Below are 24162 nucleotides of genomic sequence, written 5' to 3' on the forward strand. Positions count from 1 at the left end.
CGCCGCTTGCACCGGGGCGCTCGGGGGTGTATGGCCTCCGCCGCCGGCTGTTGGATGTCCGACGGCCCGATCCGTCTTTCCCATGATCAAGTGGATTCTCCAAAAAATCGTTGGTTCCAAGAACCAGCGAGAGCTGCGCCGCATCCGACCCACCGTCGAGCGCATCAACGAAATCGAGGAAGCCCTCCAGCAGGAACCGGAAGAGAAGCTGCGCGAACTCACGGAAAAGTGGAAATCCCACCTCGCCCGCTACCACGAGCTTGAAGCCCCGGCCAAGCCCGCCCTCGAACGTGGAGATGCCGAATTCCTGCGCGAAACCGCCGAAAAGCTTGAGTCCCGGCTCGCCGAACTGCGCGAGGAATTCCCCGAGCTTCCCCTGCGCGTGGACTCGACCGTTGAGTCGATCGAGGCCGCCAAGGCAGCCTTCCGGGAGATCGAGCCGCAGTTCCGGAAATCCCGCGCCCTTTACCTCGATCAGATCCTGCCCGAGGCCTACGCCGTCGTGAAGAACGCGGCCCGCCGTTTGTGCGGCCGGACCATCACGGTCTGCGACCAGGAAACGCCCTGGGAAATGGTTCACTTCGACGTCCAGCTTGTCGGCGGTGTCGCCCTTCACAAGGGCATGATCGCCGAGATGCAGACCGGTGAGGGCAAGACCCTCGTCGCCACCCTGCCCGTGTACCTCAACGCCCTGACCGGCCTCGGCGTGCACGTCGTGACCGTGAACGACTACCTCGCCCGTCGCGACTCCGAGTGGATGGGTTCGGTCTTCAAGTTCCTCGGCCTGACCGTCGGCTGCATCCAGAACCAGATGCCGCCGTGGGATCGCCGCGAGCACTACCAGTGCGACGTCACCTACGGCACCAACTCGGAATTCGGATTCGACTACCTGCGCGACAACGGCATGGCCGCCAGCAAGGACGACCAGGTCCAGCGCGGGCACTACTTCGCGATCATCGACGAGGTCGACTCCATCCTCATCGACGAGGCCCGCACCCCGCTCATCATTTCCGGTCCCTCGACGGTGTCATCCCACCAGTTCGACCGCTACAAGCCGCTGGTCGAGCAGTTGGTGAAGCGCCAGACGCACCTCTGCAACGAACTCGTCACCGAGGCCAAGAAGATCCTCGAGGAAGATCCCGAGACCGCCGGCCGCCACCTCTTCAAGGTCAAGCTCGGCCAGCCGCGCAACCGTCAGCTCATGCGCCTCATGCAGGAGCCCGACGTCCGCCGCCTGCTCGAGAAGACCGAGCTGTCCTTCTATCAGGACGCCCAGAAGAAGGAACTCTTCAACCTGAAGGAGGAACTGTATTTCACCATCGACGAGAAGGCGAACGACGCCGACCTGATGGAGCAAGGCCGGGAGTATCTCTCGCCTGACGATCCCGACAGCTTCGTGCTGCCCGACCTCGGCACCCTCCTCGCCGAGATCGACGCCGATCCGGAACTCACCGAGGAGCAGCGCACGATCCGCAAGGAGCAGGCGCAGGACAGGATGGACCAGCAGGCGGAGAAGATGCACAACATCTCCCAGCTCCTGAAGGCCTACTGCGTCTTCGAGAAGGACGTGCAGTACGTCGTGGAGGAGGGCAAGGTGGTCATCGTCGACGAGAACACCGGCCGCAAGATGCCGGGTCGCCGCTGGTCGGACGGACTCCACCAGGCCGTCGAGGCCAAGGAGAACGTGGTCATCGAGAAGGAGACCCAGACCTACGCCACGATCACGATCCAGAACTACTTCCGCCTCTACGAGAAGCTGGCGGGCATGACCGGCACCGCGGAGACCGAGGCGGCCGAGTTCCACGACATCTACAAGCTCGACGTCCTCCCGATCCCGACCAACCGGCCGAACCAGCGGAAGGACCTCAACGACCAGGTCTTCAAGACCCGGCGGGAGAAGTACAACGCGGTGATCGCCAAGATCAAGGAAGCCCACGAGAAGGGCCAGCCGGTTCTGGTCGGCACCGCTTCGGTGGACGCCTCGGAAACGGTTTCCCGCATGCTCAAGCGGAGCAAGATTCCCCACACGGTGCTGAACGCGAAGTTCCACATGCAGGAGGCGGAAATCATCATGGCCGCCGGCCAGAAGGGTGCCGTGACGATTTCCACCAACATGGCGGGCCGCGGCACCGACATCAAGCTGGGTGAGGGCGTGGCCGATGCGGGCGGACTGTTCGTGATCGCCACCGAGCGCTACGAATCCCGCCGCGTCGATCGCCAGCTCCGCGGCCGTTGCGCCCGCCAGGGCGACCCCGGGATGAGCCAGTTCTACATCTCCTTCGAGGACGACCTGATGCGGAACTTCGCCGCCGCCGACCGCATGACCAACATGATGGAGCGCTTCGGCATGGAGGAAGGCGAGGCCCTCGAGCACTCGTGGCTCAACAAGTCGGTCGAAACCGCCCAGAAGCGCGTCGAGCAGCGCAACTACACCTGGCGCAAGCGCATTCTCGAGTTCGACGACGTGATGAACAAGCAGCGGGAGGTCGTCTACGGCTACCGCAACGAGGTGCTGAGCACCGAGAACCCGCGCGAGCTCGTCAACGAGATCATCGAAAAGGTCATCCCCGAGCGCGTCGGAGCGTTTCTCATCGACCGGGACGAGGAGTCGCCCGACTACAACGAGCTGCTCGGCTGGGTGAACTCCACCCTGCCAATCCGGATCGAAGCCGAGGACCTGAACTTCGAAACCAACTCGGTCGAGGAGATCTCCGAGTTCCTGATCGCGCGGGTCAAGGAGACCTACGAGGCCCGGATTTCGAACCTGCCTCCGGAGATCCTCGATACCGAAGAGCGGCGGATGATCCTCGTTGCCATCGACAAGCAGTGGCAGGGGCATCTCTACAACATGGATGCGCTCCGCGAGGGCATCTCCTTCCGGGCCCAGGGCCAGAAGGATCCGCTCGTCGAGTACAAGAACGAGGCCTACAAGCTGTTCGAGAGCCTGATGGAGGGCATCGACGGCGAGGCCCTGCAGAACCTCTTCCGCTCGGCATCGAAGATCGAGGAATACCTCAAGCAACTCCATTCCCAGCAAACCCAGCTACAGAGCGCCGGACAGGCCAACACGACCAGCACCGGGAATTCCGGAAACCTCAACCCGGGCGTGGCCGGTGGCGGCGGCGGCTCGCTGAAGCTCAACCTTCCGAAGCGCAAGCCCAGCTTCAACGTCGAGAGCGTCGGCCGGAACGCCCCCTGCCCCTGCGGATCCGGCAAGAAGTTCAAGCAATGCTGCGGTCGAGAAGCGTGAGCGCCTCGACCTCAATCACCCCGGGTTTCCGGAGGAGGAAACCCGCAAACCGGCATGGAGCGAGCGGAGCGAGGTCAATGCTGCGGTCGAGAAGCGTGAGCGCCTCGAAATATGGAGCGGCGGTTATGAAACCTGCACATCTTACCCATGGCGCAGCCCGCTTCTCCTCTTCGGATCCCCACACCGCCTCCGTCCCTTGAACCTGCAACTCCACCACGGCGACTGCCTAGAGATCCTTCCGGCGCTCGACGCCGGCTCGCACGATGTGGTGGTGACCTCACCGCCCTACAACCTGGGCATCAACTACCGCACCTACAAGGACACCACGGCCCGCGCGGATTTCCTCGAATGGTGCAAGGAGTGGGCGGCCCAGGTGAAACGGGTGCTCACCGACGAGGGCTCGTTCTTTCTCAATGTGGGTGCCGCTCCGTCCAACCCACTCTTCCCGCACCAGGTCCTGCTCGCGCTGACCGACGAGCTTTTCGTGCTCCAGAACACCTTCCACTGGATCAAATCGATCACCATCGAGACCCGCGCGGGCGAAACCATCAGCGCCGGCCACTTCAAGCCGATCAACTCGAAGCGCTTCGTCAACGACTGCCACGAGTACGTGTTTCACCTGACGAAAGCCGGCCAGGTGCCCCTCAACCGCCGCGCCGCCGGCGTCCCCTATCAGGACAAGTCGAACATCGCCCGCTGGGGCCACACCGGCGGCATCGACAAGCGCTGCCGCGGTAACACCTGGTTCATTCCCTACGAGACCATCGTCTCGCGCGACAAGCAGCGCCCCCATCCGGCGACCTTCCCGGTGGCCCTGGTCGAGCAATGCCTGCGCCTCCACGGCATGGGGGAAGCCACCCGCCTGCTCGACCCCTTTCTCGGAATCGGTTCGTCGGCCGTGGCCGCCAAGCGCTCCGGCATCCGGCAGTTCTCCGGCATCGAACTCGATGAACACTACCTGGAGGTCGCGCGGGACCGGCTCAACGAATTGATCTGAGCCGCCGGCTTCCGGTCGGATGGTCGTCGAGCAAGGCCTTGATGCGGTCGCGGCGCGCGAGGCGCCGTCCCCACAAGCGTGACTGCCCGCGCAGCTTCTTGAGCGCACCGTGCCGCATCCGGACGATCCGGCGCACGGTCGCGGCATGGGACGGGACGGTCGCCGGACGGCTCTTGCCGCGCTTTCGCTTCGGCTTCCGGGGGGCTGCCGCGCCGCCGGGCGCGGCCTGCTTCTTGGCCGCAGACTTCTTCTTCGTCGGCGCGGCGTCGGGGTGACGTTTCTTCGGCAGCACCAGCTTGCCATCGGCAAACAGCAGCACATGCCCCTGGCTCAGGAGCCAGAAGAGATCCACCAGCCATTCGCGCGGAGGGTCCTCGGTTCCCGCGGGAAGGATGGCTTTCCACAGATCATCGAGCACCGCATCCGGGTTGGCATCGAGCCACTTGACGATGGTCGCCGGACGCACGGAAAGATCATCGAAGCTGACCAGCGGATGCGGCCGGGCCGGGCCGCAGTACAACTTGCCCTGCTTCTTGAAGATCGCGAGGTGATCCGATTCCAGCATCCGGCAGATCGACGGAATGATCATCGCCGGGTGGCGCCGGGTGTGGGAGGTGGCGATCTTGATCGAGGCAAGCAGGCGCTCCGAAAGATTCTGTGCGGGCACGTCGCCCGGCAGCGTCGTTTTCCGGACCTCCTCAAAGGCCTCATCAAAGGCCCGGGTCAGGAAATCCCGCTCGATCTCGGCGCGCTCGAAGGTCCACGCGTCATCATCCGCGCCCCTCGGCCGCCACCGCCGGCGAACCTTCATGCTCTCCAGCCATTCGTTGACCGCCTCCTCTCCGCGCTCGGTCCGGACCTTCGCCGCGTAGCGTTCGAAGGGCATCGTGGCAAAGCGCTCGCGATGCAGGCGACGCAGCGCTGTCTGGTAGCCATGGAAGTTTGGCGGGCCAAGCCACTCGCCGGAAATGCCGCAGCGGGCGACCACCTGGAAGTTTCCCTTCGGGGGGTCCACCTCGGTCTCCTCGGTCTCGTACAATTCCTCGAAGGCCTGGGAGCCGAAGAAATGGGAAGCCGCCTCGTCCTTGCCCAGGAAAAGACTCGCATCCTTCCGCCCCCGGTAGAGAGCAGGGCGGCCTTCCTCGACATCGACCTGCAACTGGTAGCGCTCCCGCGCCCCGAGAAACAACTGCGCCACATCGAAGAGCGAATACACCCGCGCGCGGTGCTGGATCTCCTTCACGATCAGGTGGATCGCCTCCTCGCTCGGAAGCACGGTGATCTTCACCCCGTCGGCGGCCGGCGGCAGATCGCGGGGTCCGCCGCCGCGTCCACCGAAATCGCCACGCCGCCCCTTCCGGTCATCCCGGCGATCGCCACCACGGCGATCTCCACGCTGACCTCCGCCACCCTGGCGCCCGCCGCCCTGGCGTCCACGGCCATCGCCGTCCCGGCGCCCCTTGGACTGGCGGTCCCCGGGGTGATCGGCGTAATTCTTCTTGGCATCATCACCGCGCGCCCATGCGGGCCCGAGGTCGAAAGCGGAAAGCAGATCTTTTGAAGGATCCGGCGAGTCGGTCATACGGAAGACGCTAGAACGGATCGTCCCGAAAGACAAAGCGGCGATTCCTCCAATCCAGACAGAATCGATTCAGGACGCCAACCAATCGATCATCCGGCCCGTGGCTCCGGCATGCCGCGAGAGCACCCGGCGCGCCAACTCCGGATCCGGCCGACGGGTCCCGCCGATGATCTCCTTCAGGCGTTCCGCGAGTTCGTTCTCATCCGCCACCCGCCATGCGCCCCCCATCTCGACCAGGCGCGTCGCCAGCGGCTCGAAGTTCTCCATGTGCGGACCGAACAGCAGCGGCTTTCCCGCCTGCACCGCCTCCGCCGGATTCTGGCCACCCTCGGCAAGGAAGCTCTTCCCGATCACGACGACGTCGGCGTGCGCCGTCCAGTCGCGAAGCTCCCCGGTGGAGTCCACCACGAGCACCCCCGTTTCCGAGACCGGGGAAAAATCCGACCGCAGGGCGACCTCGAACCCCGCATCCTCGAGCGAGGTGCGGACCGACTGGCGTCGCTCGGCATGCCGCGGGACGATCAGGGGAAAGCCGCCGGCCCCGGTCACGGCACGGGCAATCAACGGCTCCTCCCCCGCGTGCGTGCTGGCCGCAAGAACGACCGGCCGATCCCCGCGGCAGACGGCGAGCATCTCCTGGAATGCCTCCCGCCGACTCGGCGCCGGGCCGTCGCCGGGATCGAACTTCAGACTCCCGATCACCCGGACCTTCGCCGGAGCCACACCCAGCTGCTCCCAGATCCCGGCATCGCTTTCCTCCTGGACCGCGACCCGCTCCAGTCGAGAGAACACCGGCCTCACCCAGCTGGCAAACCTCCTATACCGCCGGCGCGAACGCGGCGACATCCGAGCATTGACCAGCGAAACCCCGATGCCCCGACTTTCGCATTCCAGCATGAGATTCGGCCACATCTCCCCTTCGACCAGCACCAATCCGGCAGGCTCGAACCGGTCGAGGTAGCGGCGCACACAAGCCCTCAGGTCGACGGGCTGATAGACCACCCGCAGCGAGCGATCCTCCCGCCCTATCGCGACCGCGTGGCCGGTCGCGGTCGCCACCGCCAGCACGAAGCGGCGATCGGGATCCCGCGCCCGCCACGCATCGATGAGCTTCAGGGCGAGCAATGTCTCTCCGACACTGACCGCATGAACGTGGGTCGCGCCGCACGGCTCGAACTCCGGTTCCAGACGGAACCACCCGAAACGCTCGAGCAGACCACTGCCGAATCCGCCCCGCCGGGCCATCTTGAGCACCCAGCCCGGCAGTGCCACGCCCAGATAGAGCGGCAACAGCAGGCGGTAGATCAGCAGGGACATCCGGGCCGAAGGCTATGAGCGTGCCTCCGGAGCGTAAAGCAGGATGGAACTCCCCCCGTAGGTCCGGTGCTCGAGAAGATCGAGACCCTTCGCCGCGCGCGCCTCCGCCTCCGCCGCCTGCTCGATCGCCAGCAGCCCCCCGTCGGCGAGCCGCTCCACAAGCAGGCCCGCATCGAGCAGTTCCGCCACATGATCCCGGTCCAGCAGGGAGCGCGCATAGGGAGGGTCCGCAAAAATCAGGTCATAACGGCACCGATCCCGCTTCAGCCAGCCATGCACCTCGGCCCGGATCACCCGGCCCCCGTCGAGTCCGGTTTGCCCGAGGTTGCCCTCAATGACCTTCTCGACCCCCCTGCCTTCATCCACGAAGACGCAGGATGCCGCGCCCCGGCTCAACGCCTCCAAGCCCAGCGCGCCCGATCCGGCAAACAGATCCAGGACCCGCGCACCCTCGACCTGCGCACCCAGCATCGAGAACAGCGCCTGCCGGACAAAATCCGTCGTCGGCCGGGTCACCGTCTTGGGCACCCGGATTTTCCGCCGCCCCGCTTTTCCCGCGATGATTCTCACCGGGACCTACCTGCCAAGCTCCGGCCCGCTCCGCAAGCATCGCGTCCACTCTTCCCAGGCCAGGTGGCGCCCACCCTCGCCGAGTTCCACCCACCACCGGCGGTCCTCATCCGCCCACAACGTGATGTCCGAGTAGGCGAGATCTCCCGGCGGCAGGTCGTGCCACCGGAGTTCACCGCAGCGATCGAAACCTTGGCCCGCCATGGCAGCCGGCATCGTCACCCGGGCGACCGCCGCTCCGGACCCTGCCCCCAACCATCCATTTCCCCTCACCGAGACCGGCGAGCCCGTAAGACGGAAGTCCGGACACTCCAGCCGACCCCGGCGAAGCCGGAGCTGTCCCGCGGCCTCGTCCATGGAACCGGCCCAACCCTCGGCGGTAAACTCGATGCCGCTGGCCCGAGCCTCCGCCCGGGCCAGCCAGGATCCAGGAAATCGAAGCAATCCCAGGCCTTCCCAGCGCGCCTCAAATCGATCGAGACCAAGCTCAAAGCCCGGACCAAGAAACTTCTCAGCCGGCTTCACAAGCCTAATTGAACCATTTGTTTGAATCAAAAATTTCGACTCTAGTAGTATACTTTGCTGCATAGCTAGTTGCAAATGTTCTTCCGAACTTTTCAAAGTCGCAATGAGTTCGTCCATTTCGGTGAGCGCGCAGTCAATATGAACGTTTGCTTCAATCGTGTCTGAGGCTGAAATCGACAACGCCCCCTCTACCTTCCCCTGACCGACCCCACGGAACGGCAAAGCACCCTCCAGATTCCGGACTCCCGCGATTTCGGTGGAGCCACCACCTCCCAGAATGACCTCGCAATCCCTCAGCGTCAGCCACGCGCCGGGAGTCTCGGCTGCCTCCCGCCCTGCGGCAGGCTCCCGTGGTGGGTCCGGAGCTTGTGGCGGAACCGGAGGACGCGTGGCTTCCGGAGGATGGAACGTCGGGCCTCCAGCTGGCCGAGGGGCCGATGGAACCACGGCGGCAACTGCGGGCGGCTGCTCGATCTGGCTCATCGCGCGCCCGGCCAAAGTCGCCAGAAGCTCGAGATCCAGCTCCAAAGTCGCGCCGTCCAGCTCCATCCCGCGGATCTCGCGCGGATTCGCGAACAGGCTCGAGTAGTCGGGCCAGATCCTGACCCGGCGCAATTTCAGGAGGGGCGCGGCGTCCAGGCCCGCAGGCTTCCCAATCCGCAGCCGGTGAGCCTCAAGTCCCGTCCATGGACTCCAGCCCAGCCGCCCGATGGTCGTTTCGAGTCCGAGCCGCCGCTCCACCATGGCAGCCGCCCGGTTCCGGGCCCAAGGCGTGGCGAGGAGCAGCTGCAGCAGTCCGAACAGAACGAGGAGGACCGCCGGCAACACGATCCACCATTTCACCCATCTCCGCCTCTTGCGGAGCATCGGATCAGCGTCCTCCGGGCGCCGGCGTCTTCAGCACCCCGGCTTCACCCATCGGGTAGCGGATGACGAGACTCTTGTCGTAGAGGCGGGTCCCCTCGGACGATACTTCCTGCATGCGATAGACCAGCAATCCGAACTTCCCGTCGCCGGTCTTGCCAATGGCGAAATTCTCCTTGGTTTCACCGAGGCTCGTCTTCTCCTCGAACTTCCATTCGTGCCCGGTCCATGCGCCGAGGATGCTGTCCTTGTCGGCGTTGACGTCCTCAAGGCGTTCGAGCGTGCCATTGGGAGAAACGAAGGCATCCTTCTCGGGATCGTATTTGAGCGTCGAGATCGGCGAGGATCCGCCCTGCGGGACCGCCGCGTTGATGCTCCAGCGGCCGTCGCTGCCCTCCTTCAACTGCAGGATGACCGGATCGACGGGCTTGAACTCGCGCTTGGCCCAGAGTTCGAGGTAGTCCTTGTACTCGTCTTCGGTGAGGCCGAGTTTCGGGTCGTAGGGCAGCGGCACCCCGGGAGCCGACTTCTTGGAGTATTCCTCGAACCACCCCGGATTCGCCTTGGCGGCCTCCTCCAGCTTGACCACGTACTTGTCGAGCTCCGGCGGTGGCAGCACGACGGTCGTGGCTCCCTTCACCAGCTTGCCGACCGGCAGGTAGTCGAGGACTTTCGGAACCTCGGCCTGGACGAGCCCAAGCAAGCCGATGGTGGCACAAGCGACGATGGATTGAAATTTCATGAGACCGCCGGGAGGCTGGATCCCCACCGGGCGAAACTCAAGTGGCAATCGCGGCGCATCGCCCCGCATTTCCCGCGCGGCAGAAGTCCGGGCTAGTTGCCGTCCAGGAAGGCCCGCAACTCCCGGGCGAGCCGTTCCGCCTGCTCCCGTGTGCTTTCATCCCCGCAAGGACTCGGGCTTTGCCAAGGGCGCAAGCGATTCCCGCCCGATTCGGCTTTGCCGGAATTTTTCGCATTCAACACACGCGCTTTACATGGCGGTGCCTGGATTTGTCGCATGAAGGTTCCCACGATCCTGCTGCTGGCATTCCCCACCCTCCCCCTCGTCGCGCATCCGCAACACCCGCCGTCGATCCACAATCCGGAACTCGATCTCGAGCAGGCGCATCGGTCGGCGAAGAGCCGTCCCGAAGTCGAGATCCGGGTGGTCGGTCAGCGCCGCGTCGTCGAGTCGAACGGAATTCCCGACCACAAGACCGGACGGTTTCCCAATCGTGACAATCCCAACGCCATCACTCCCCAAGACTACCTGTTCTCGATGCCGGTGGAACCGGAGGCGGCCAAGCGCGCGGTCGAGGTCGGCCACAACCTCTTCGGCGTTGCCCTCAACGGCGTGGTCTTCGACCCGGCCACGGCGGAATTCTATCGGAACCGCCGCGACTCTGAATGGAACTACGAGGCGCTCTCCGGCGAGGTGGATCTCGGGCTCGACGATCATCATGCCCACGTCCAACCGAACGGCGCCTACCACTACCACGGGCTTCCCACCGGGCTGTTCGAGCGCCTCTCGGGCGGTCGCCGGGAAATGACCCTCATCGGCTGGGCGGCCGACGGCTTTCCGATCTACGGGCTCTACGGGTATGTCGACCCCGAGGACTCGGGCAGCGGCGTGGTGATGCTCCGCTCCAGCTACCGCCTGAAGGAGGGCCGGCGCGAAGGCCGGGGCAGTCCCCGCGGGGAGCACGACGGCACCTACACCGCCGACTACGAATACGTCGACGGCCTCGGTGACCTCGACGAATGCAACGGACGCGTCGGCGTCACGCCGGAGTTTCCCGACGGAACGTATCACTATGTCCTGACCAGGGATTACCCCTTCATCCCGCGCCTGTTCCGGGGCAAACCCGATCCTTCCTTTGCGAAGCGTCCCCCTGGCGAAGGTCCGGAAGGGGCCGATGGCGGACCTCCCCCCGGGCCTCCGGGCGGCCGGCCGGGTCCGCCGCGTGGCGGGCCGCCTCCGCGGCGCTGATCCGTGATTTGCCTCGCGGCACGATCGGGCGCAGAGTCCCCCCATGCGTCCCATCACCACGGCCCTGATCCTGTGCCTTCTCTCCTGCTCGGGAAGCGGGCGGATCGGCGCGCTCCACGATCCCGCGCTCGAACTCCACGATCTTGCCAAGGATGCGAAAGGCCCGAACGATCTGTTCGTCAGCTACACGGCGGCGGGCCCGGTTCGCTGGAGCCAGGAATGGCCGTGGAAGCTCGATCTCAGCGGCGTGGCCTGGGACAAGAACAACACGGCAACGGTGATCACGCCCCGCCACGTGGTGATGGCAGCCCACTACATCCGGCCGGCCGGCCAGGATCTGGTCTTCCACGACCGGACCGGGCGGCGCCACGCCCGCACGGTAGAGAAGGTCGTCAAATTGACGGATCGGGGCCTCCGCTGCGACGTCGCCATCGGACTTCTCGATCGGCCGCTGCCGCCGGAGATCCGCCGCTACCCCCTGCCGAAAGCCCGCGACGACTACCAAAGCCTGCTGGTCGGTGCCACGGCGCTCGTCACCGAACAGAAACGGAAGCTGTATTTCCACCAGATTCGCAACATGGGCCCCAACTGGCTGCACTTCCAGTTCGACGACCGGCTTTCTCCCGAGCGACGCAAGAGCCTCATTTCAGGCGACTCCGGGCATCCTTCATTTCTCCTGAGCAAGGGAGAACTGCTGCTCCTCGAGACCCACACCGGCGGAGGCCCCGGCTCCGGACCATTCTACGGCGAACCGGAACTCCAGCAGAAGATGCGGGAAGTCGTCTCTGATCTCGATCCCAAATACACCTTCCGCACCGTCGAGGTCGACCAGCGGACCCTCGACGATGCGGCGACCGGCCGAAAGTCCATCCCCGCACCACCCGTGCGCAAGCCGTCACCCCAGGCTCAGCCGCAACCGCGGCAACCCGCACCCGGACCCGCGGAGCCGAGAAAACCGCGGCCGCGCGTGGTGCGACCGCCCAACTCGTGAATCACTTCGCGACCTCGACCTCGTAGTCGCCCAGCGCCCACTGGATGCCGGCGAGGTAATGCCGGAGCACCTTGGGGTGCCAGTAGATGTGGTGGTTGTGGCCGAGCGAGCAGTAGAAGACGCGACCCTCGCCCCAGTTCCTGGCCCAGGCGACCCCGAAGTCGTTGTCCTTGCGCTTGATGCCCTTGACCTCCGCGCTCTTTTCGCGGTCGAGACGGAGCAGCATGTCGACCTTCGAGGAATCGTAGGGATCCTTCAGCTGATAGATCTCCTCTTTGAATTCCAGAGGTTCGCCCTCGAACATGGCCGCAAGCGGATGCTCCTCCTTGCCGGGCTCGACGAAGATGTGCACCGGCGTGCCGGCACCCCACGGATGCCCGTCGAAGTAGCCGTTGATCATCTCGCCATACTCCGGCCAGTTGTAGAAGGTGTCGGTGGCGGCGTGAATGCCGATGAACCCCTTCCCGCTCCGGATGAAGCTCATCAGGCTTTCCTGCAGCGCCTTTTCATTCTCCGCCCCCTTGAAGACATTCTGGGTCGTGCTGAGGAAAAGGATGGCGTCGAACCGGCCGATCTTGTCCGGTTCGAAATTGGCGAGGTCATCGCTGATGACCGCCTCGAAGGCCCCGGTCTTCTCTCCCATTTCCTCCAGAGCCACCTTGCCGGTGGCGATCGACTTGTGGCGGAAGCCCGCCGTCTTGGAGAAGACCAGCAGTTTTCTCTTCTGCTTCGGCTTGGCGTAGGGCTTCGCCGGCAGCGACTCGACAATCTTCTCAAGCGCCCCGGCCGGTGGCATTTCCTTCTTGGGTGAGGCAGCGATCAGTCCGGCAGCAATGGCAAGACCCAGCGGAAGAAGGAGTGTGGTTTTCATAAGAGCTTGTGAGAACGCGTGATTCGACGGCTCCAGAGCGCTACCATTCAAGGCCGACCTCCACAAGGTTTTGGAGCAAGTGCGGAGGCTTGCCGCCACACTCCAAACAGAAACCCCTGCCGCGGCAGAACCGCGGCAGGGGCGGAGGTGCTGAAGCGGAGTTCTCAGCCCTTGAAGTGTTGAGATCAGTTACTGCTTCACGGAGCGCCATAGGAACTTGTTATAAATGCTCCCGCCTTGATGATCGCGAGGCCGGGGCTCTCGTGCTTGTCGCGCAGCCTGACCAGCCAGTCGCGCTGCACCCGGGAGAGCGCCAGCGGCGGATCCTGGTTGATCGCCAGCTCGGTGTAGAAGTCCTTCATCATCGGCACCGTCGTGTCGTCGGGAATGGGCCACAGCGTGCTGATCAGGTGTTGCGCGCCAGCCTCGACAAACCCCCGGCGCAGACCCAGCACGCCCTGTCCTGACTTGGCTTCGCCACTGCCGGTCTGACAGGCGGAAAGGCACACCAGCCAACTGCCGCGCAAGTCGAGGTCGCCAAGCTCATCGGCCATCAGAATGCCGTCCCGGCTGGGATCGTTGACCTTCCCCGAGCGCCATGCCTTGAAAGTGTTTTCCGCGCCAGCCAGAGCCAATCCGCTCTTCAGCATGGGATTGGCCTGTTCGCTCTGCTTGCCGGGATGGGGCATGTCGTCCAGATAGAACCCGTGGGTGGCCAAGTGAAGGATGCGAGGCGCCTGCAAAGCCCGCATCGTCTGCTCATCGGCCTGCTCGGCGGTGAAGAGATCGACCTTCCAGCCCCAGCCTTCCGCCATGGCCTTGAGGGCCTCGCCTTCCTCCCGGGCTCCAGGCAGTGGCGCCATCCACCGGGCGCCATCCCCACCGGACGAATCAAGGAGATATTCAGGATCCGCAAAGATGGTCATCGTCTTCCGGCTCCGCTCCATCTCATCACGATAGGGCTGACGCAGCAGGTCCCGGCCGCTTGCGACATACTGGATGTCGTAGCGCTCGCTGAGGAACTCGTCGCCGGCGTTCAAGAGCGTCGCGAATGACACGAAACACAGTTCACTGTCGGGGCTGAGAATCAGCCGCTTCGTCCCCTTGGGAAAGTGCTTCTCGACGGGCTCCCACAAAATGCTGTGAAGCTTCCGGGCGGACGCTTCCATCATCGCCGGGTTCCCGAAGTGGTTGCCAATGAACTTGTAGCCCTTCAGATAGCTGTCGAGTTCATCACCTTGACCGATCGGCACCCACTTCACCTCGCCTGCTGGTGGAATCAATATTGCGCCGTAACAGAGGACACGCCGGGCGTCGTGGTAGTGGATGAACTCAATGAGGAGTGAATCGTCAGGCAACTTTCCCTGAACATCCTCAATCTTCACCCGCAAGGCCCGGCGGGTCACGCCAGCGGAGGTGCCCAGGCCCGCAATATCCTGTTCCACCCCCTCGATGCGCGCCTTGATCTCCTCAGCGTCGCGGGCTGCCTGGGGGTCCCTCGAGAACGTGAGTTTCCGGTAATCCTCCTTGAGGCGGGCAAGCTCCGTGATGGATTCCTTGTGCTTGGGATCCTTGCTCATCAGCGCATAGCGACGCTCCTCCAGCAGCGAATCCATGACCACTCCCTTCAGCCGCAACACCACGGTTGCCAGGGCCCGCGGAGCATTCAGGGTGGCGAAGAGGTGGTAGGGATCCCGGCTGGCGGCAAACTGGAGTCTTTGCTGATGCGTCCCCACCGAGAGCACCGCGTTCATCTGCCGCTCATGGTTCAGGTAGTATTTCGTCGTCCACGCCTTCGCCTCCTCGCGCTTCTTCAACTTGTGACCCATGATGGCCAAACCCAGATAAGCATCGCGGGCAATGCGTGAATCCAGCCGGTCCTCATGCGACTTCATGAAATCCCCGAGACGCGCATAGATGCTGGCCCCCTTCTCATCCTGGTCTGTGGCGTGGCAGGTGTTGAGCAAGCCGAAGAGTGCGGCGGCGACCCATGGATGATCCTCCCCGTGCTCCCTGAGCACCCTCTGGTACAACTCGGTGAAAAGCTTCTCCGCGGCGGCGTAATCGCCCTCCATGAACGCGTTCCAGCCGCGGCCCTCGATCTGTCGCAGTTCATCCTGATTGGCGTAGGTCCCATCCAAACCCTCGCCCATACGGTCCGCCTCTTCCTGGCGACCCAGCTTCTCATACATGAGGGCGAGAGTTCGGCGTGCATCCTTCACCATGGGACTGTCTTCATCGTAAGCCTTCCGGTAGCAGGCCAGCGACTCCTCGGCATGGTGGAGGGTCTTCTCCGGATCGTTCATGACCATGTAGAGCCGGCGGCAGCAGTCGTGCCAGTAACCGGCAAGCGGCATGGTGTTGCCCGGGATGCGATTCAGCACCTGCTCGGACTCACTGAGCAGAGCCTCCGCTTCACGGAACTGGTCGAGACGCAGCTTTGTTCCAGCGAGCGAAACCATGCACATGAACACCGGTGTCTCGCCCGGCAAGCTGCTTCCTCCCGAAGCGTTGCGGTAAATCTCCATGGCTTCGACGAACAAGTCATTCGCCTCCTTGATTCTTTCGACCCTCTCAAGTGCCCGGCCACAACTCTGCAGCGCGGCGGCCAGATTGGGGTCTTCCGGGGGGTAGGCCCGCCGCGCAGCCGCCACCCATTTCTCGCCACTACGCATCGATGCGGCGACATCCCCTCTTCTCGTCAGGTAGTCGGTGAGGGCCCCATACATCCGTGCCTCGCTCTCGTGATCCTCGGAATTGCTCCGATGTAGAGCATCCAGGGCTGCCTGGATACGGGTCAGCGCGCGGTCGAGGTCTCCGGCCTCTTCGTGTAGTGCCGCCAGTTCACCCAAGACGAACCAGGCCGGCTTCGTCGAACGTTGCTCTTCTACAAGTTCCAACAACTTCAGCAGGGTCTTCTCGGCACCTTCAAACCGCTTCGCAGCCCTCTGTGCGATGCTCAGGTTCAGCAACAAGCCATCATACCCCTCCCGATCCGAAGGCTTGAGCCCTTCATAGATCTCCTTCCCATCGCTGAAGGCCTCAATCGCATCATCCGTTCTGCCATTGTTCAACAGGCAGACTCCATACAGATCTTGAACGCGTGCCAGGCCGGTTTCGCTAACGGCCTCCGGCTTCTTGCGCAGCGTCTCCAAAATGGGCAATGCCTGGTCCGCCTTTCCCTCGTTGATGAGCTTGTGGGCCCGCGCGAACTGCGCTTGGACATCTTCACCCTGGGCATGAGCCGCCCCTGCCACACCCAGTATGAAGGCGGCCATCGCCACGGATCCAAGTCGTGAGAAACGATCCATTTTCATGATTCTGGGAAGGTTTTGGGTCGGGACAAGATGGAGCTCATCGCTCCAAGCCCCCCGACGGGCTCGCAGCGCAGGGCTGTCCTACCCTGGATGTTCGCGGGGCGTCCTCCAGGGGATCTTCAGCGAGCGCGGGCCGACAGTGTTTGCGGCACACGCTCTCCGTAATGCCGGTTTCCCGCTTGAGCGGGAACAGGTGGTCGCTTTGCCGATGCCAATCGATCACGGCTCTTCGTCGATGGGTTCGAGTCCCAGAAAGCTGTTGGTGTCATCGTCTGGGGTGAATCCAAGACAAACGGTGGTCTCGCGTGGCTCAACGCTGGCTTCGTCGAAGCCAAACCACATCACATACTCATCGCCATCGACAAACCGGCTGCCCCCAAGCAGTTGAAGAATCAGCATCCCCTTGTCTTTCGGAGGAACCTTGTCCAGCCCCCTGAAGGCTCCGGGGTCGCGCTCGCGGAATGCGTGGAATCCCCGCATCTTGCCTTCCGATTTGACGACATACCACGACTTGAATCCAGCATTGGCGGGGACAATGAAATACCAGGCAAAGTGCTGATCGCGCTTAGGGCCGAACTTCTCGTCCCGGTCGACGGTGAACCGGAAGCCAGAGAGTCGCAAACCGTCGTGGACGATGACATCCTTGTTGAGTTCGATCTGAAAGGGAATCGGTCTGCCGCTGCCGGGATCGGTCTTGAGTTCGATCTTCTTGAAAGTCCCCAAGTTCTTCTGAATCGCAGCGATCCGGGCATCTTCTTCTTCGCTGGCTAAGCCCACCCCCACGATCGACAAGCAAATCATACTGCGGAGCACGGCCCTCATAGGACGTTTCATCACCGGTTTCATGGACTCTCCGAGGTTAGGAAGCCATGGACCGGTGTCAATGCGTTCGGTCGCCCGTCTTCCCCAAGTTCCCAGGAGACTTCCCTGCACACCGCGGCACCACCCCGGAAGCCGGCCCCGTTCCAGCATTCACCAAAAAGTTCCTCGGAAGGGGGCATCAGACTCCCCTGTGCCGCGGTGCGACAAGAGTCACGGACCCCAAACGAAAAGCCCCTGCCGCGAACGGGCGCGGCAGGGGCGGAGGTGTTGCGGCGGAGTTCTCAGCCCTTGCAGACCGCCTCCCAGGCACCATCGGCGTCGCTGGACTTGAGGCAGGCGTCGATGAAGGCCAGACCCATCCGTCCGTCGTCGATGTTGGCGTATTTCTCGCCGTCGCAGCTCCACTCCTCGCCCGCCTGGTAGGCACGCACGGTCTTCTCGAACTCGCGGTGGAGGCGTGCGAAGGCATCGTGGAAGGCCTCGCCGTGGCCCGGCGGGATGGTCGGCTCGTTGAGCAGCCAGTCCGGCACGTCCCCGAGGAAACCGTCGTTGGCCGACACCGCTCCGCGCCAGTAGGTGCGGTCCGGTTGGCCGTCGACCAGCACGGTGATCTGCTCCGGTTCCTCCTGGCGCCACTTGATGGCACCCTTGGTGCCGGCGACCATGATGCCGAGGTCGTTGAGGTGGCCGATGCAGATCTGCGAGGCACGGACCAGCGCCTTGCCGCCGTTGCTGAGGTCGCAATAGACGGTGAAGTGATCATCGATCGGGCGCCCCGGGACGAACTTCTCGAGCCGTGCCGAAACCCGCTCGATTTCCAGTCCGGTGACGTAGCGCAGCTGCATCATCGCGTGGGTCCCGATGTCGCCGCCGCAGCCACTGCCGCCCGCCTTCTTCGGGTCGGTCCGCCACTCGGCCTGCATCTGACCGGAATCCTCGAGCTTGTTCGCGAGCCAGCCCTGGATGTAGTACGAATCCACCCAGCGCACCTCGCCGATCAGGCCGCTCTTCACGATGAAGCGCATGAACCAGCTGGTCCAGTGGCCGAGATAGGTGTGCGCGACCGCGAAGGGCACGTTCTTCTCCCTCGCCTTGGCGACCAACTGGTCGGCCTTCTCCAGGTCGGTCGTCAGCGGCTTTTCACAAAGCACGGGGATGCCCGCTTCGAGCGCCTTCATGGCGGGATCGAAGTGGACGAAGTTCGGCGTCACGATCAGCACGTAGTCGATCTTCTCGTCGTCGGGCAGGTTCGCCTGGTCGGCAAACATGTCGTCGTAGGATTTGTAGCCCTTCACCGGGTAAGGCCAGTTCTCGGCCTCGTTCATGGCGATTTCCGGATCCGGGTGCAGCGCGACCGAGGTCACGCGGCGGGTTCCGTCGAAGTGGATCGCCTTCTGGTGCGGGTTGGCGATGAAGGCTCCCCCTCCACCCCCGATCATTCCGACTCTCAATGGTGCGTTTGACATAACTTTCAGAATTTCAGCGTTTCAGTTTTTCAGCGTTTACCAACTCACTGGTTGGACTTGTCGAAGGCCGCGTCGAAGGCCGCCTTGTTGACCGGGAAATCGATGCTTCTCGTGTAGGCGCAGCTTTCGGCGGCCCCGTGGAAACGATCCATGCGACCGTCCTCCCACTCGATGGAAAGTGGTCCACTGTAGCCGACGTCGTTGAGCGCGACGATGACCTCCTCGAAGTTGATGTCGCCGCGGCCGACGCTGCGGAAATCCCAGTAGCGGCGGGCGTCACCGAAGTCGGTGTGACCGCCGAAGACGCCCACGTCGCCGTTGCCGTGACCCCACCAACCGTCCTTCATGTGGGCGTGGTGGATCCGGTCGCCGAACTCGCGGATGAACTTCACGTAATCGACGCCCTGATAGCCCATGTGGCTTGGATCGTAGTTGAAGCCGAAGCGCTTGTGCCCACCGACCGCTTCGATCGCACGGGCGGCACTGGCGATGTCGAAGGCGATCTCGGTCGGATGGACCTCGAGGCCGAAATAGACGTCCTCGGCGTCGAAGGCGTCGAGGATGGGACCGAAGCGTTTGGCGAAGTCGTCGAAACCCGCCTGGAGATATTCCTGGCTGGTCGGAGGGAAGGCATAGAGCGCGTGCCAGATCGACGAACCGGTGAAGCCGTTGACCACCGCCTTGCCGTTGCCCGGAGTGCGGCCCGACATGTATTCCTTGCCGGCATCGAGGAATTTCCGCAGCGCCTTGGCGGTGTCGATCATCTCCTGCGCGGCGCGCTGGCGGACCCCCTCGGGATCGCCGTCGCCCCACACGTGCTCGGGCAGGATCGCCTGGTGGCGCTCGTCGATCGGATCGCAGATCGCCTGGCCGACGAGGTGCGACGAGATCGAGTAGCAGCCGAGGTCGTTCTTCTTGAGAAGCTCCCAGCGGGCCGGGATGTAGTCGGGATCATTGAGGGCGGCCTGGACGTCGAAGTGATCGCCCCAGCAGGCGAGCTCGACGCCGTCGAAGCCCATCTCCTTGACTTTCGGCAACAGTTTCTCAGCGGGCAGATCGGCCCACTGACCGGTGAATAGCGTGACTGGACGTGACATGGTTGGTTCTGAGTTCGGCGTCAGCCTAATGACACCCCCCTTGGCGAATCCATGGGAAAATCGGATTTCCCGCGCAATTCAATCGCCTGCCAGCGAACGCTCGAACTCGGCCGCGCAAAGATCCGCCAGGCGTCGATCGAGGAAAACCCGGTCATCCCACTGCCGAACCCACACCACGCCGCGGGTCGAGGAGGTCAGGAAAAGCCCCTCGGCCTGCCTGGCCTCGTCCATCGTCACGGGCCGTTCCTCGCATTCGATCCCGAGCCCGGGTGCCCATTCGATCACGCGCTGCCGGGTCGTCCCGGGCAGGCAACCCGAGGCCAGCGGCGGGGTCACGAGGTTTCCATCCTTGATCACAAAGACGTTGGCGGTGGCCGCCTCGCAGAGCATTCCCCGGGTGTTGGGAAAGATCAGCTCGTCGACCCCGGCCCGCCGGGCGTGGTCCAGCGCGACCAGGCTCTCGGCGTAGCTCGAGCATTTCACCCCGGCGAGCGGCGAGCCTTCGTTTCGCGGCCAGGGCGAGGTCGCCACCGCGATGGTTGAGGAAACGGAACCGAGCGCCTCGATCGAGAGCAGCGTCCGTGGCGAGCCGCCGGCAAGTTCCCGAAGCCCGCCCGGACCGGCCGTCTGCATCACCCGCACCCGCATCCGGGGCGCCACGATTTCGGCAAGCACCGGCTCCAACCCGGCGAGCACCGCCTTCTCCTCCGGGGCGGGAATTCCCAGCCGCGCGCATCCCGACCTCAGGCGCTCGAGATGCAGGTCCGCCCTCACCAGCCGGCCGTCCACCGCCAACAGGGTCTCGAACACCCCGAGGCCGTGGGTCAGCGCACGGTCGTGCAGCAGTTCCGCACCTCCCGGCTCTCCAAGCAGCCAGGTCTTCATGTCCCCTCGAGTTGCCGGAGAAAGACCCGCGAGTCCCGTCCACTTTCCTCCAACTGCCGTCGACGACTCTCCGGCAGATCCTCCTTGCCGCCCTCCGCGTATCCGAGTTGATCCCGGAAGAATCCGGCCGATCGATTGGTCAGGGCGAACACCCCCGCGACCCCTGCGTCAGCGGCGACCCGCTCGGCATGACGCACCAGATCCGCACCGTAGCCACGGCCCTCGTGGGCCATTTTCACGTAGAGACAGGCCACCTCGGCAAGCTCGGATGAATCGTAGTGGTGCAGGGCCACGCAGCCCACCACGTTGCCGTCGATGGTCATCACGTGATACTCGTCGATCCTCGCAAGGATGTCCTCGTAGTTTCTCGGTACCAGTTTCGTGCGGCGGACCACCCGCCCGATCATGCCGAGCAGTTCCGGAATGTCCTCGTCCCGCAGCGGGCGGATTTCGCGATACGCATCGGCGTGGATCATCGTTCCCACGCCCTCGTTGGAGAAAAGCTCGTCGACCAGTACGCCCTGCCGCCGCCCGTTGAGCACATGGACCCGCGACACACCCCGCCGGCAGGCCTCCGCCGCGGCCCTCAGCAACGCGGCACCCGTCACCTTGCCTCCCGCGGCCATGGCATCCGCCTCGGATGCCGGAACCGCCGGCACCGGTTCGCCATCGATGAGGATGGATTCCTCCAGCAGCGCGATCAGCTTCACCGCACCGATTCCCAGCGTGAAATCCACCACCTGGGGGTCCAGCGGATCGTTCGACGACGCATCCGCCACCACCGTCTGGCCCCGAGCCAGGATGCCTTTCGCCTCCTCGAGCGCCGCCGGGTCGCCGAGCGGATGCGAAAGACGAGCCGCCTTGATCTCGCACTCGAGCGTCCAGTCGTAGAGGTCCTTCATGTCGCCGCCGAGGACGCCGAGCACGAGCTTCACGCCGACCGACTCGAGCGCTGCCAGATCGAGCAGGGTTTCCGCCACGGCCGGCTCGGGCAACAGGCCGGCCTCGATGAGCACGACGAAGACCTTCCCCCGGAACTGGGGAACATACTGAAGCACTGCCCTGACATCGCTCTGCGCCGCCACGGGGTCTGCCTATCAGCCCACCCGCCGCTTCGCAAGCGGAGTGGCGCTTTCCACCTGTCCTCCGAAGCCTTGGCGAAGGATGGAAGCGCCATGACGGGGCGTGGCGACGTCCACGTCGCGGGAATCGGCGGGATCGAAGGAAACGGATGGGACTCACGATTTGAATCATGCCACCCGAGTCGGCTGAAAGCCGACCAGCCCCGTCATGGCGCTCGGAGAGCGGCACTCCGCCCCATCTTCCTACTTGGTCACGACCGGCCGCTGCCTCACGAACAAGACACCCATCAGGTGTGGGAGCGGGAACGTCATCACCCAGAGATAGCCCACCCCAAGATGATCGTTGCCCATCAACGGATCGTCTCTGAACATGATCGAGCCCAGAATCCCGGTCAGCCCCGTCACCAGCAGGCCCGAAGCGAGAAGCATGAACCACCATAGCACCCGGTTTCGCGAAAGCGTTGGGATCACGAAGGGCGAGGTCAGCGCAAGCGCCACGCCGAGCACCAGCGCGAATGACGGCCCGGCGATTTCGACGTCGATATTCTCGAAATCGACGAGGTCTCCGACAACCGCAGGCCAGACCATCCAGCCATAGGTGACTTCCTCCGATCCCACACCCCGCTGTTCCACGAACAGCGGAGAGAGATGGAATGCGAGCAGCAGCAGCAAGGACATCACGAAACACCCCAACGCCACCCGATCCGTCCATCGCCAGGTCATCACCTACTTCCGAGCCTCCATCCGACACCAAGCCCCAGCACCCCCAGGCCGATCACGCCCCAATCTCCGATCAGCATGTAGAGCGACCATCCCGGCTGGTCGGGAATCACCACATCCACCAACAGGGATCCACGGGTGATGTGGTTGCCGCTTTCATCCCGCAACTCCTGCGGCTCGCCGGTCCCGGGATGAGCCGTCGTGCCGATGGCATCCACCGCCGCACTCACGCCGGTGTTCGCGCAGCGGACCATCGGCCGACGCAACTCGATCGACCGGAACCTAGCATTGGCGAAATGCTGTGCCGCCCCGGGGCTGTCCTTGAACCAGCCATCATTGGTCACGTTCAGGATCAACTGCGGTCCGCCGCGGACAAACTTCCGCATCAGGCGCGGAACCGTATCCTCGAAACAGACGCTCGGGATCAGTCCGACGTCCCGACCATCAATCTCCGCCTTCAACGGCTCCAGGCTTTCCCCTCGCGAATACGCTCCGCCGTACTGGGCTCCCGACTGCTGCTCGTAGATCTTCTGCAAGAGCGGAACCTGCTCCACCAGCGGAATGTATTCGCCGAAGATGACCAGGTGGCGCTTGCGGAAGGTCTGCATTTCCAACTCGGGATCAAACATCACCAGCGAGTTCCAGATCCGACCGCCCGCCTTCTCCACCATCTGCTCACCCATCACCTCGCCCTCCACTTCGTTGAGCCCCATCACCAGCGTGAACTCCCCCTCATCCATCACCCGGCCCATCGTCTCCAGGTTCTCTCCCCATGTTCCCCAACTCCCGTCTTCGATCCGCAGGATCCGGCCAACCAGCGCCGACTCCGGCCACATGATCCAGTCGGGCGTCGAAAGCTCCAGCGCGCCGCCCTCGACCATCTCCTCGTCGATCCGGGCCGCGTCGGCTTCCTCGATCCGCTTCAGGGCTTTAAGCGTCTCATCTTCGTAGCCCATGTGGATTTCCTCCGGCGTCCACAACCGTCGCGCGGCTTCCTGGGGAATGTTCAACTGCACCAGCAACACCTTCAGCCTCGCACCGTCCCGTCCGCCGATCTGATCGATCCGCCACACGCCGTAGCAAAAGGCCAGCGCCAGCAGCACCGCCGTCACACCGAAGTCGATCCGCAATCCCCGGCGCTCGCCCCGGGCCTGGAGGAACAACCGACGCGCGACTTGCAGGAGGACCGCCTGAAAAAAGACCGGGAGAAACGACAGCCCGCAGATGCCCAGCAGGTCGGCCGACTGCGCCAGGACCGGTGTCCGGTGAAACGCGACGCCGAGCGTGTTCCATCCAAAGCCGGTAAAGACCCAGCCGCGCAGCCACTCGGTACCGCACCAGAATCCCGCCAGCGCGAAGGCGAAACCCATCGAGCGCATCGAATCCCGCAGCGGTCTCAAGTCCGAGCCCGTGCGCTCGCGCATCCTCTTCTCGATCCCGCTCTCGCTCCGGTTCTCCTGCTCCCGCCACGGATTTCCCCAGGTCGCCGCAAACATGCCCCACAAGGCCGGATACAGGGCAAGGTAGAGGGCCACCACCACCCAGCCGACACCGGTGACCTCGGTCAGCCAGTGGAAGGTGATCAGGAAGCAGGCCGACCCTGCCAACCAGCCGTAGCCGAAGCCCTTCCATCCCGCCCGTTTGCCCTTCAGCGTCCACAGCGTGGCCATCAAGGGCAGCATGACCAGCCAGACCAGCCCTCCGAAATCGAAGGGCGGAACCAGCAGCGCCATGGCGGCGCCCGCAACGAGCACCGCCAGCCATTTGAAAAGCATCGCCCTCATCATTTTGGAGTGCGGAGGCTTGCCTCCGCTTT

The 24162-nt window shown here is 64.0% G+C and carries 18 protein-coding genes; 4 read left to right on the plus strand and 14 right to left on the minus strand.

All coding sequences use genetic code 11. The annotated features are described in order from the left end of the window. Positions 1 to 82 precede the first annotated feature (82 nt). A complete protein-coding gene (gene secA, locus ACG2LG_RS04325; RefSeq protein WP_396256644.1) occupies positions 83 to 3250 on the plus strand; it encodes a preprotein translocase subunit SecA in 3168 nt (1055 codons plus the stop codon). Between the two features lie 196 nt (positions 3251 to 3446). Continuing rightward, positions 3447 to 4247, plus strand: a complete 801-nt coding sequence (locus tag ACG2LG_RS04330; RefSeq protein WP_396256645.1) for a DNA-methyltransferase — start codon at positions 3447 to 3449, stop codon at positions 4245 to 4247. Here ACG2LG_RS04330 and ACG2LG_RS04335 read toward each other — a convergent pair. The 5 genes from ACG2LG_RS04335 to ACG2LG_RS04355 all read right to left on the minus strand — a co-directional run bounded on the left by ACG2LG_RS04335 (position 4231) and on the right by ACG2LG_RS04355 (position 9847). Next, positions 4231 to 5829, minus strand: a complete 1599-nt coding sequence (locus ACG2LG_RS04335; RefSeq protein ID WP_396256646.1) for a hypothetical protein — start codon at positions 5827 to 5829, stop codon at positions 4231 to 4233. The two genes, ACG2LG_RS04330 and ACG2LG_RS04335, sit on opposite strands and share 17 nt — an antisense overlap. 69 nt (positions 5830 to 5898) lie before the next feature. After that, complete coding sequence (locus ACG2LG_RS04340; protein WP_396256648.1) at positions 5899 to 7146, minus strand: 3-deoxy-D-manno-octulosonic acid transferase; 1248 nt, start codon at positions 7144 to 7146, stop codon at positions 5899 to 5901. A 12-nt stretch (positions 7147 to 7158) separates the two neighbouring features. Next, positions 7159 to 7716: a 16S rRNA (guanine(966)-N(2))-methyltransferase RsmD gene (rsmD, locus tag ACG2LG_RS04345; protein WP_396256650.1), complete on the minus strand. Its 558-nt coding sequence runs from the start codon at positions 7714 to 7716 to the stop codon at positions 7159 to 7161. Positions 7717 to 7722: 6 nt separating this feature from the next. Beyond that, positions 7723 to 9084, minus strand: a complete 1362-nt coding sequence (locus ACG2LG_RS04350) for an AsmA family protein (RefSeq protein ID WP_396256652.1) — start codon at positions 9082 to 9084, stop codon at positions 7723 to 7725. A gap of 28 nt (positions 9085 to 9112) precedes the next feature. Continuing rightward, complete coding sequence (locus tag ACG2LG_RS04355) at positions 9113 to 9847, minus strand: hypothetical protein (protein WP_396256654.1); 735 nt, start codon at positions 9845 to 9847, stop codon at positions 9113 to 9115. Positions 9848 to 10123: 276 nt separating this feature from the next. Here ACG2LG_RS04355 and ACG2LG_RS04360 point away from each other — a divergent pair, with 276 nt between their 5' ends. Both ACG2LG_RS04360 and ACG2LG_RS04365 read left to right on the plus strand, forming a co-directional pair. Continuing rightward, entirely contained in the window at positions 10124 to 11095 is a 972-nt protein-coding gene (locus ACG2LG_RS04360; RefSeq protein WP_396256656.1) for a YHYH protein, read from the plus strand. A gap of 43 nt (positions 11096 to 11138) precedes the next feature. Continuing rightward, a complete protein-coding gene (locus ACG2LG_RS04365; protein ID WP_396256658.1) occupies positions 11139 to 12086 on the plus strand; it encodes a hypothetical protein in 948 nt (315 codons plus the stop codon). A gap of 1 nt (position 12087) precedes the next feature. Here ACG2LG_RS04365 and ACG2LG_RS04370 read toward each other — a convergent pair whose 3' ends face one another. The 9 genes from ACG2LG_RS04370 to lnt all read right to left on the minus strand — a co-directional run bounded on the left by ACG2LG_RS04370 (position 12088) and on the right by lnt (position 24121). Further along, on the minus strand, positions 12088 to 12957 hold the full coding sequence (locus ACG2LG_RS04370) for a ThuA domain-containing protein (protein WP_396256659.1): 870 nt from the start codon (positions 12955 to 12957) through the stop codon (positions 12088 to 12090). A 197-nt stretch (positions 12958 to 13154) separates the two neighbouring features. Continuing rightward, a complete protein-coding gene (locus ACG2LG_RS04375; protein ID WP_396256661.1) occupies positions 13155 to 16274 on the minus strand; it encodes a CHAT domain-containing protein in 3120 nt (1039 codons plus the stop codon). A gap of 219 nt (positions 16275 to 16493) precedes the next feature. After that, positions 16494 to 17120: a hypothetical protein gene (locus tag ACG2LG_RS04380; protein ID WP_396256663.1), complete on the minus strand. Its 627-nt coding sequence runs from the start codon at positions 17118 to 17120 to the stop codon at positions 16494 to 16496. A gap of 257 nt (positions 17121 to 17377) precedes the next feature. Next, positions 17378 to 18535, minus strand: a complete 1158-nt coding sequence (locus tag ACG2LG_RS04385) for a Gfo/Idh/MocA family protein (protein ID WP_396256664.1) — start codon at positions 18533 to 18535, stop codon at positions 17378 to 17380. Positions 18536 to 18606: 71 nt separating this feature from the next. Beyond that, entirely contained in the window at positions 18607 to 19659 is a 1053-nt protein-coding gene (locus tag ACG2LG_RS04390) for a sugar phosphate isomerase/epimerase family protein (protein WP_396256666.1), read from the minus strand. 78 nt (positions 19660 to 19737) lie between these two features. Then, positions 19738 to 20544: an aminotransferase class IV gene (locus ACG2LG_RS04395; RefSeq protein WP_396256668.1), complete on the minus strand. Its 807-nt coding sequence runs from the start codon at positions 20542 to 20544 to the stop codon at positions 19738 to 19740. Beyond that, positions 20541 to 21629 carry a GNAT family N-acetyltransferase gene (locus ACG2LG_RS04400; protein WP_396256669.1) on the minus strand — a complete coding sequence of 363 codons (1089 nt, stop codon included), beginning with the start codon at positions 21627 to 21629 and terminating at the stop codon, positions 20541 to 20543. The genes ACG2LG_RS04395 and ACG2LG_RS04400 overlap by 4 nt, the downstream gene beginning before the upstream one ends. Before the next feature lie 240 nt (positions 21630 to 21869). Beyond that, on the minus strand, positions 21870 to 22352 hold the full coding sequence (locus ACG2LG_RS04405; RefSeq protein ID WP_396256670.1) for a hypothetical protein: 483 nt from the start codon (positions 22350 to 22352) through the stop codon (positions 21870 to 21872). After that, positions 22349 to 24121: an apolipoprotein N-acyltransferase gene (gene lnt, locus ACG2LG_RS04410; protein WP_396256672.1), complete on the minus strand. Its 1773-nt coding sequence runs from the start codon at positions 24119 to 24121 to the stop codon at positions 22349 to 22351. Before lnt ends, ACG2LG_RS04405 begins: the two co-directional genes overlap by 4 nt. Positions 24122 to 24162: the final 41 nt, after the last annotated feature.

Origin of the sequence: Haloferula sp. A504, from assembly GCF_044385805.1 — a bacterium.
Taxonomy (GTDB): domain Bacteria; phylum Verrucomicrobiota; class Verrucomicrobiia; order Verrucomicrobiales; family Akkermansiaceae; genus Haloferula.

What these genes read in the sequence shown, in the direction of transcription:
- ACG2LG_RS04385 (WP_396256664.1), bottom strand. Translation starts at nt 18,535, where the DNA reads ATGATCGGGGGTGGAGGGGGAGCCTTCATCGCCAACCCGCACCAGAAG.
- ACG2LG_RS04390 (WP_396256666.1), bottom strand. Translation starts at nt 19,659, where the DNA reads ATGTCACGTCCAGTCACGCTATTCACCGGTCAGTGGGCCGATCTGCCC.
- ACG2LG_RS04375 (WP_396256661.1), bottom strand. Translation starts at nt 16,274, where the DNA reads ATGAAAATGGATCGTTTCTCACGACTTGGATCCGTGGCGATGGCCGCC.
- ACG2LG_RS04340 (WP_396256648.1), bottom strand. Translation starts at nt 7,146, where the DNA reads ATGTCCCTGCTGATCTACCGCCTGCTGTTGCCGCTCTATCTGGGCGTG.
- lnt (WP_396256672.1), bottom strand. Translation starts at nt 24,121, where the DNA reads ATGCTTTTCAAATGGCTGGCGGTGCTCGTTGCGGGCGCCGCCATGGCG.
- ACG2LG_RS04370 (WP_396256659.1), bottom strand. Translation starts at nt 12,957, where the DNA reads ATGAAAACCACACTCCTTCTTCCGCTGGGTCTTGCCATTGCTGCCGGA.
- ACG2LG_RS04360 (WP_396256656.1), top strand. Translation starts at nt 10,124, where the DNA reads ATGAAGGTTCCCACGATCCTGCTGCTGGCATTCCCCACCCTCCCCCTC.
- ACG2LG_RS04335 (WP_396256646.1), bottom strand. Translation starts at nt 5,829, where the DNA reads ATGACCGACTCGCCGGATCCTTCAAAAGATCTGCTTTCCGCTTTCGAC.
- ACG2LG_RS04395 (WP_396256668.1), bottom strand. Translation starts at nt 20,544, where the DNA reads ATGAAGACCTGGCTGCTTGGAGAGCCGGGAGGTGCGGAACTGCTGCAC.
- ACG2LG_RS04380 (WP_396256663.1), bottom strand. Translation starts at nt 17,120, where the DNA reads ATGAAACCGGTGATGAAACGTCCTATGAGGGCCGTGCTCCGCAGTATG.
- ACG2LG_RS04365 (WP_396256658.1), top strand. Translation starts at nt 11,139, where the DNA reads ATGCGTCCCATCACCACGGCCCTGATCCTGTGCCTTCTCTCCTGCTCG.
- secA (WP_396256644.1), top strand. Translation starts at nt 83, where the DNA reads ATGATCAAGTGGATTCTCCAAAAAATCGTTGGTTCCAAGAACCAGCGA.
- ACG2LG_RS04355 (WP_396256654.1), bottom strand. Translation starts at nt 9,847, where the DNA reads ATGAAATTTCAATCCATCGTCGCTTGTGCCACCATCGGCTTGCTTGGG.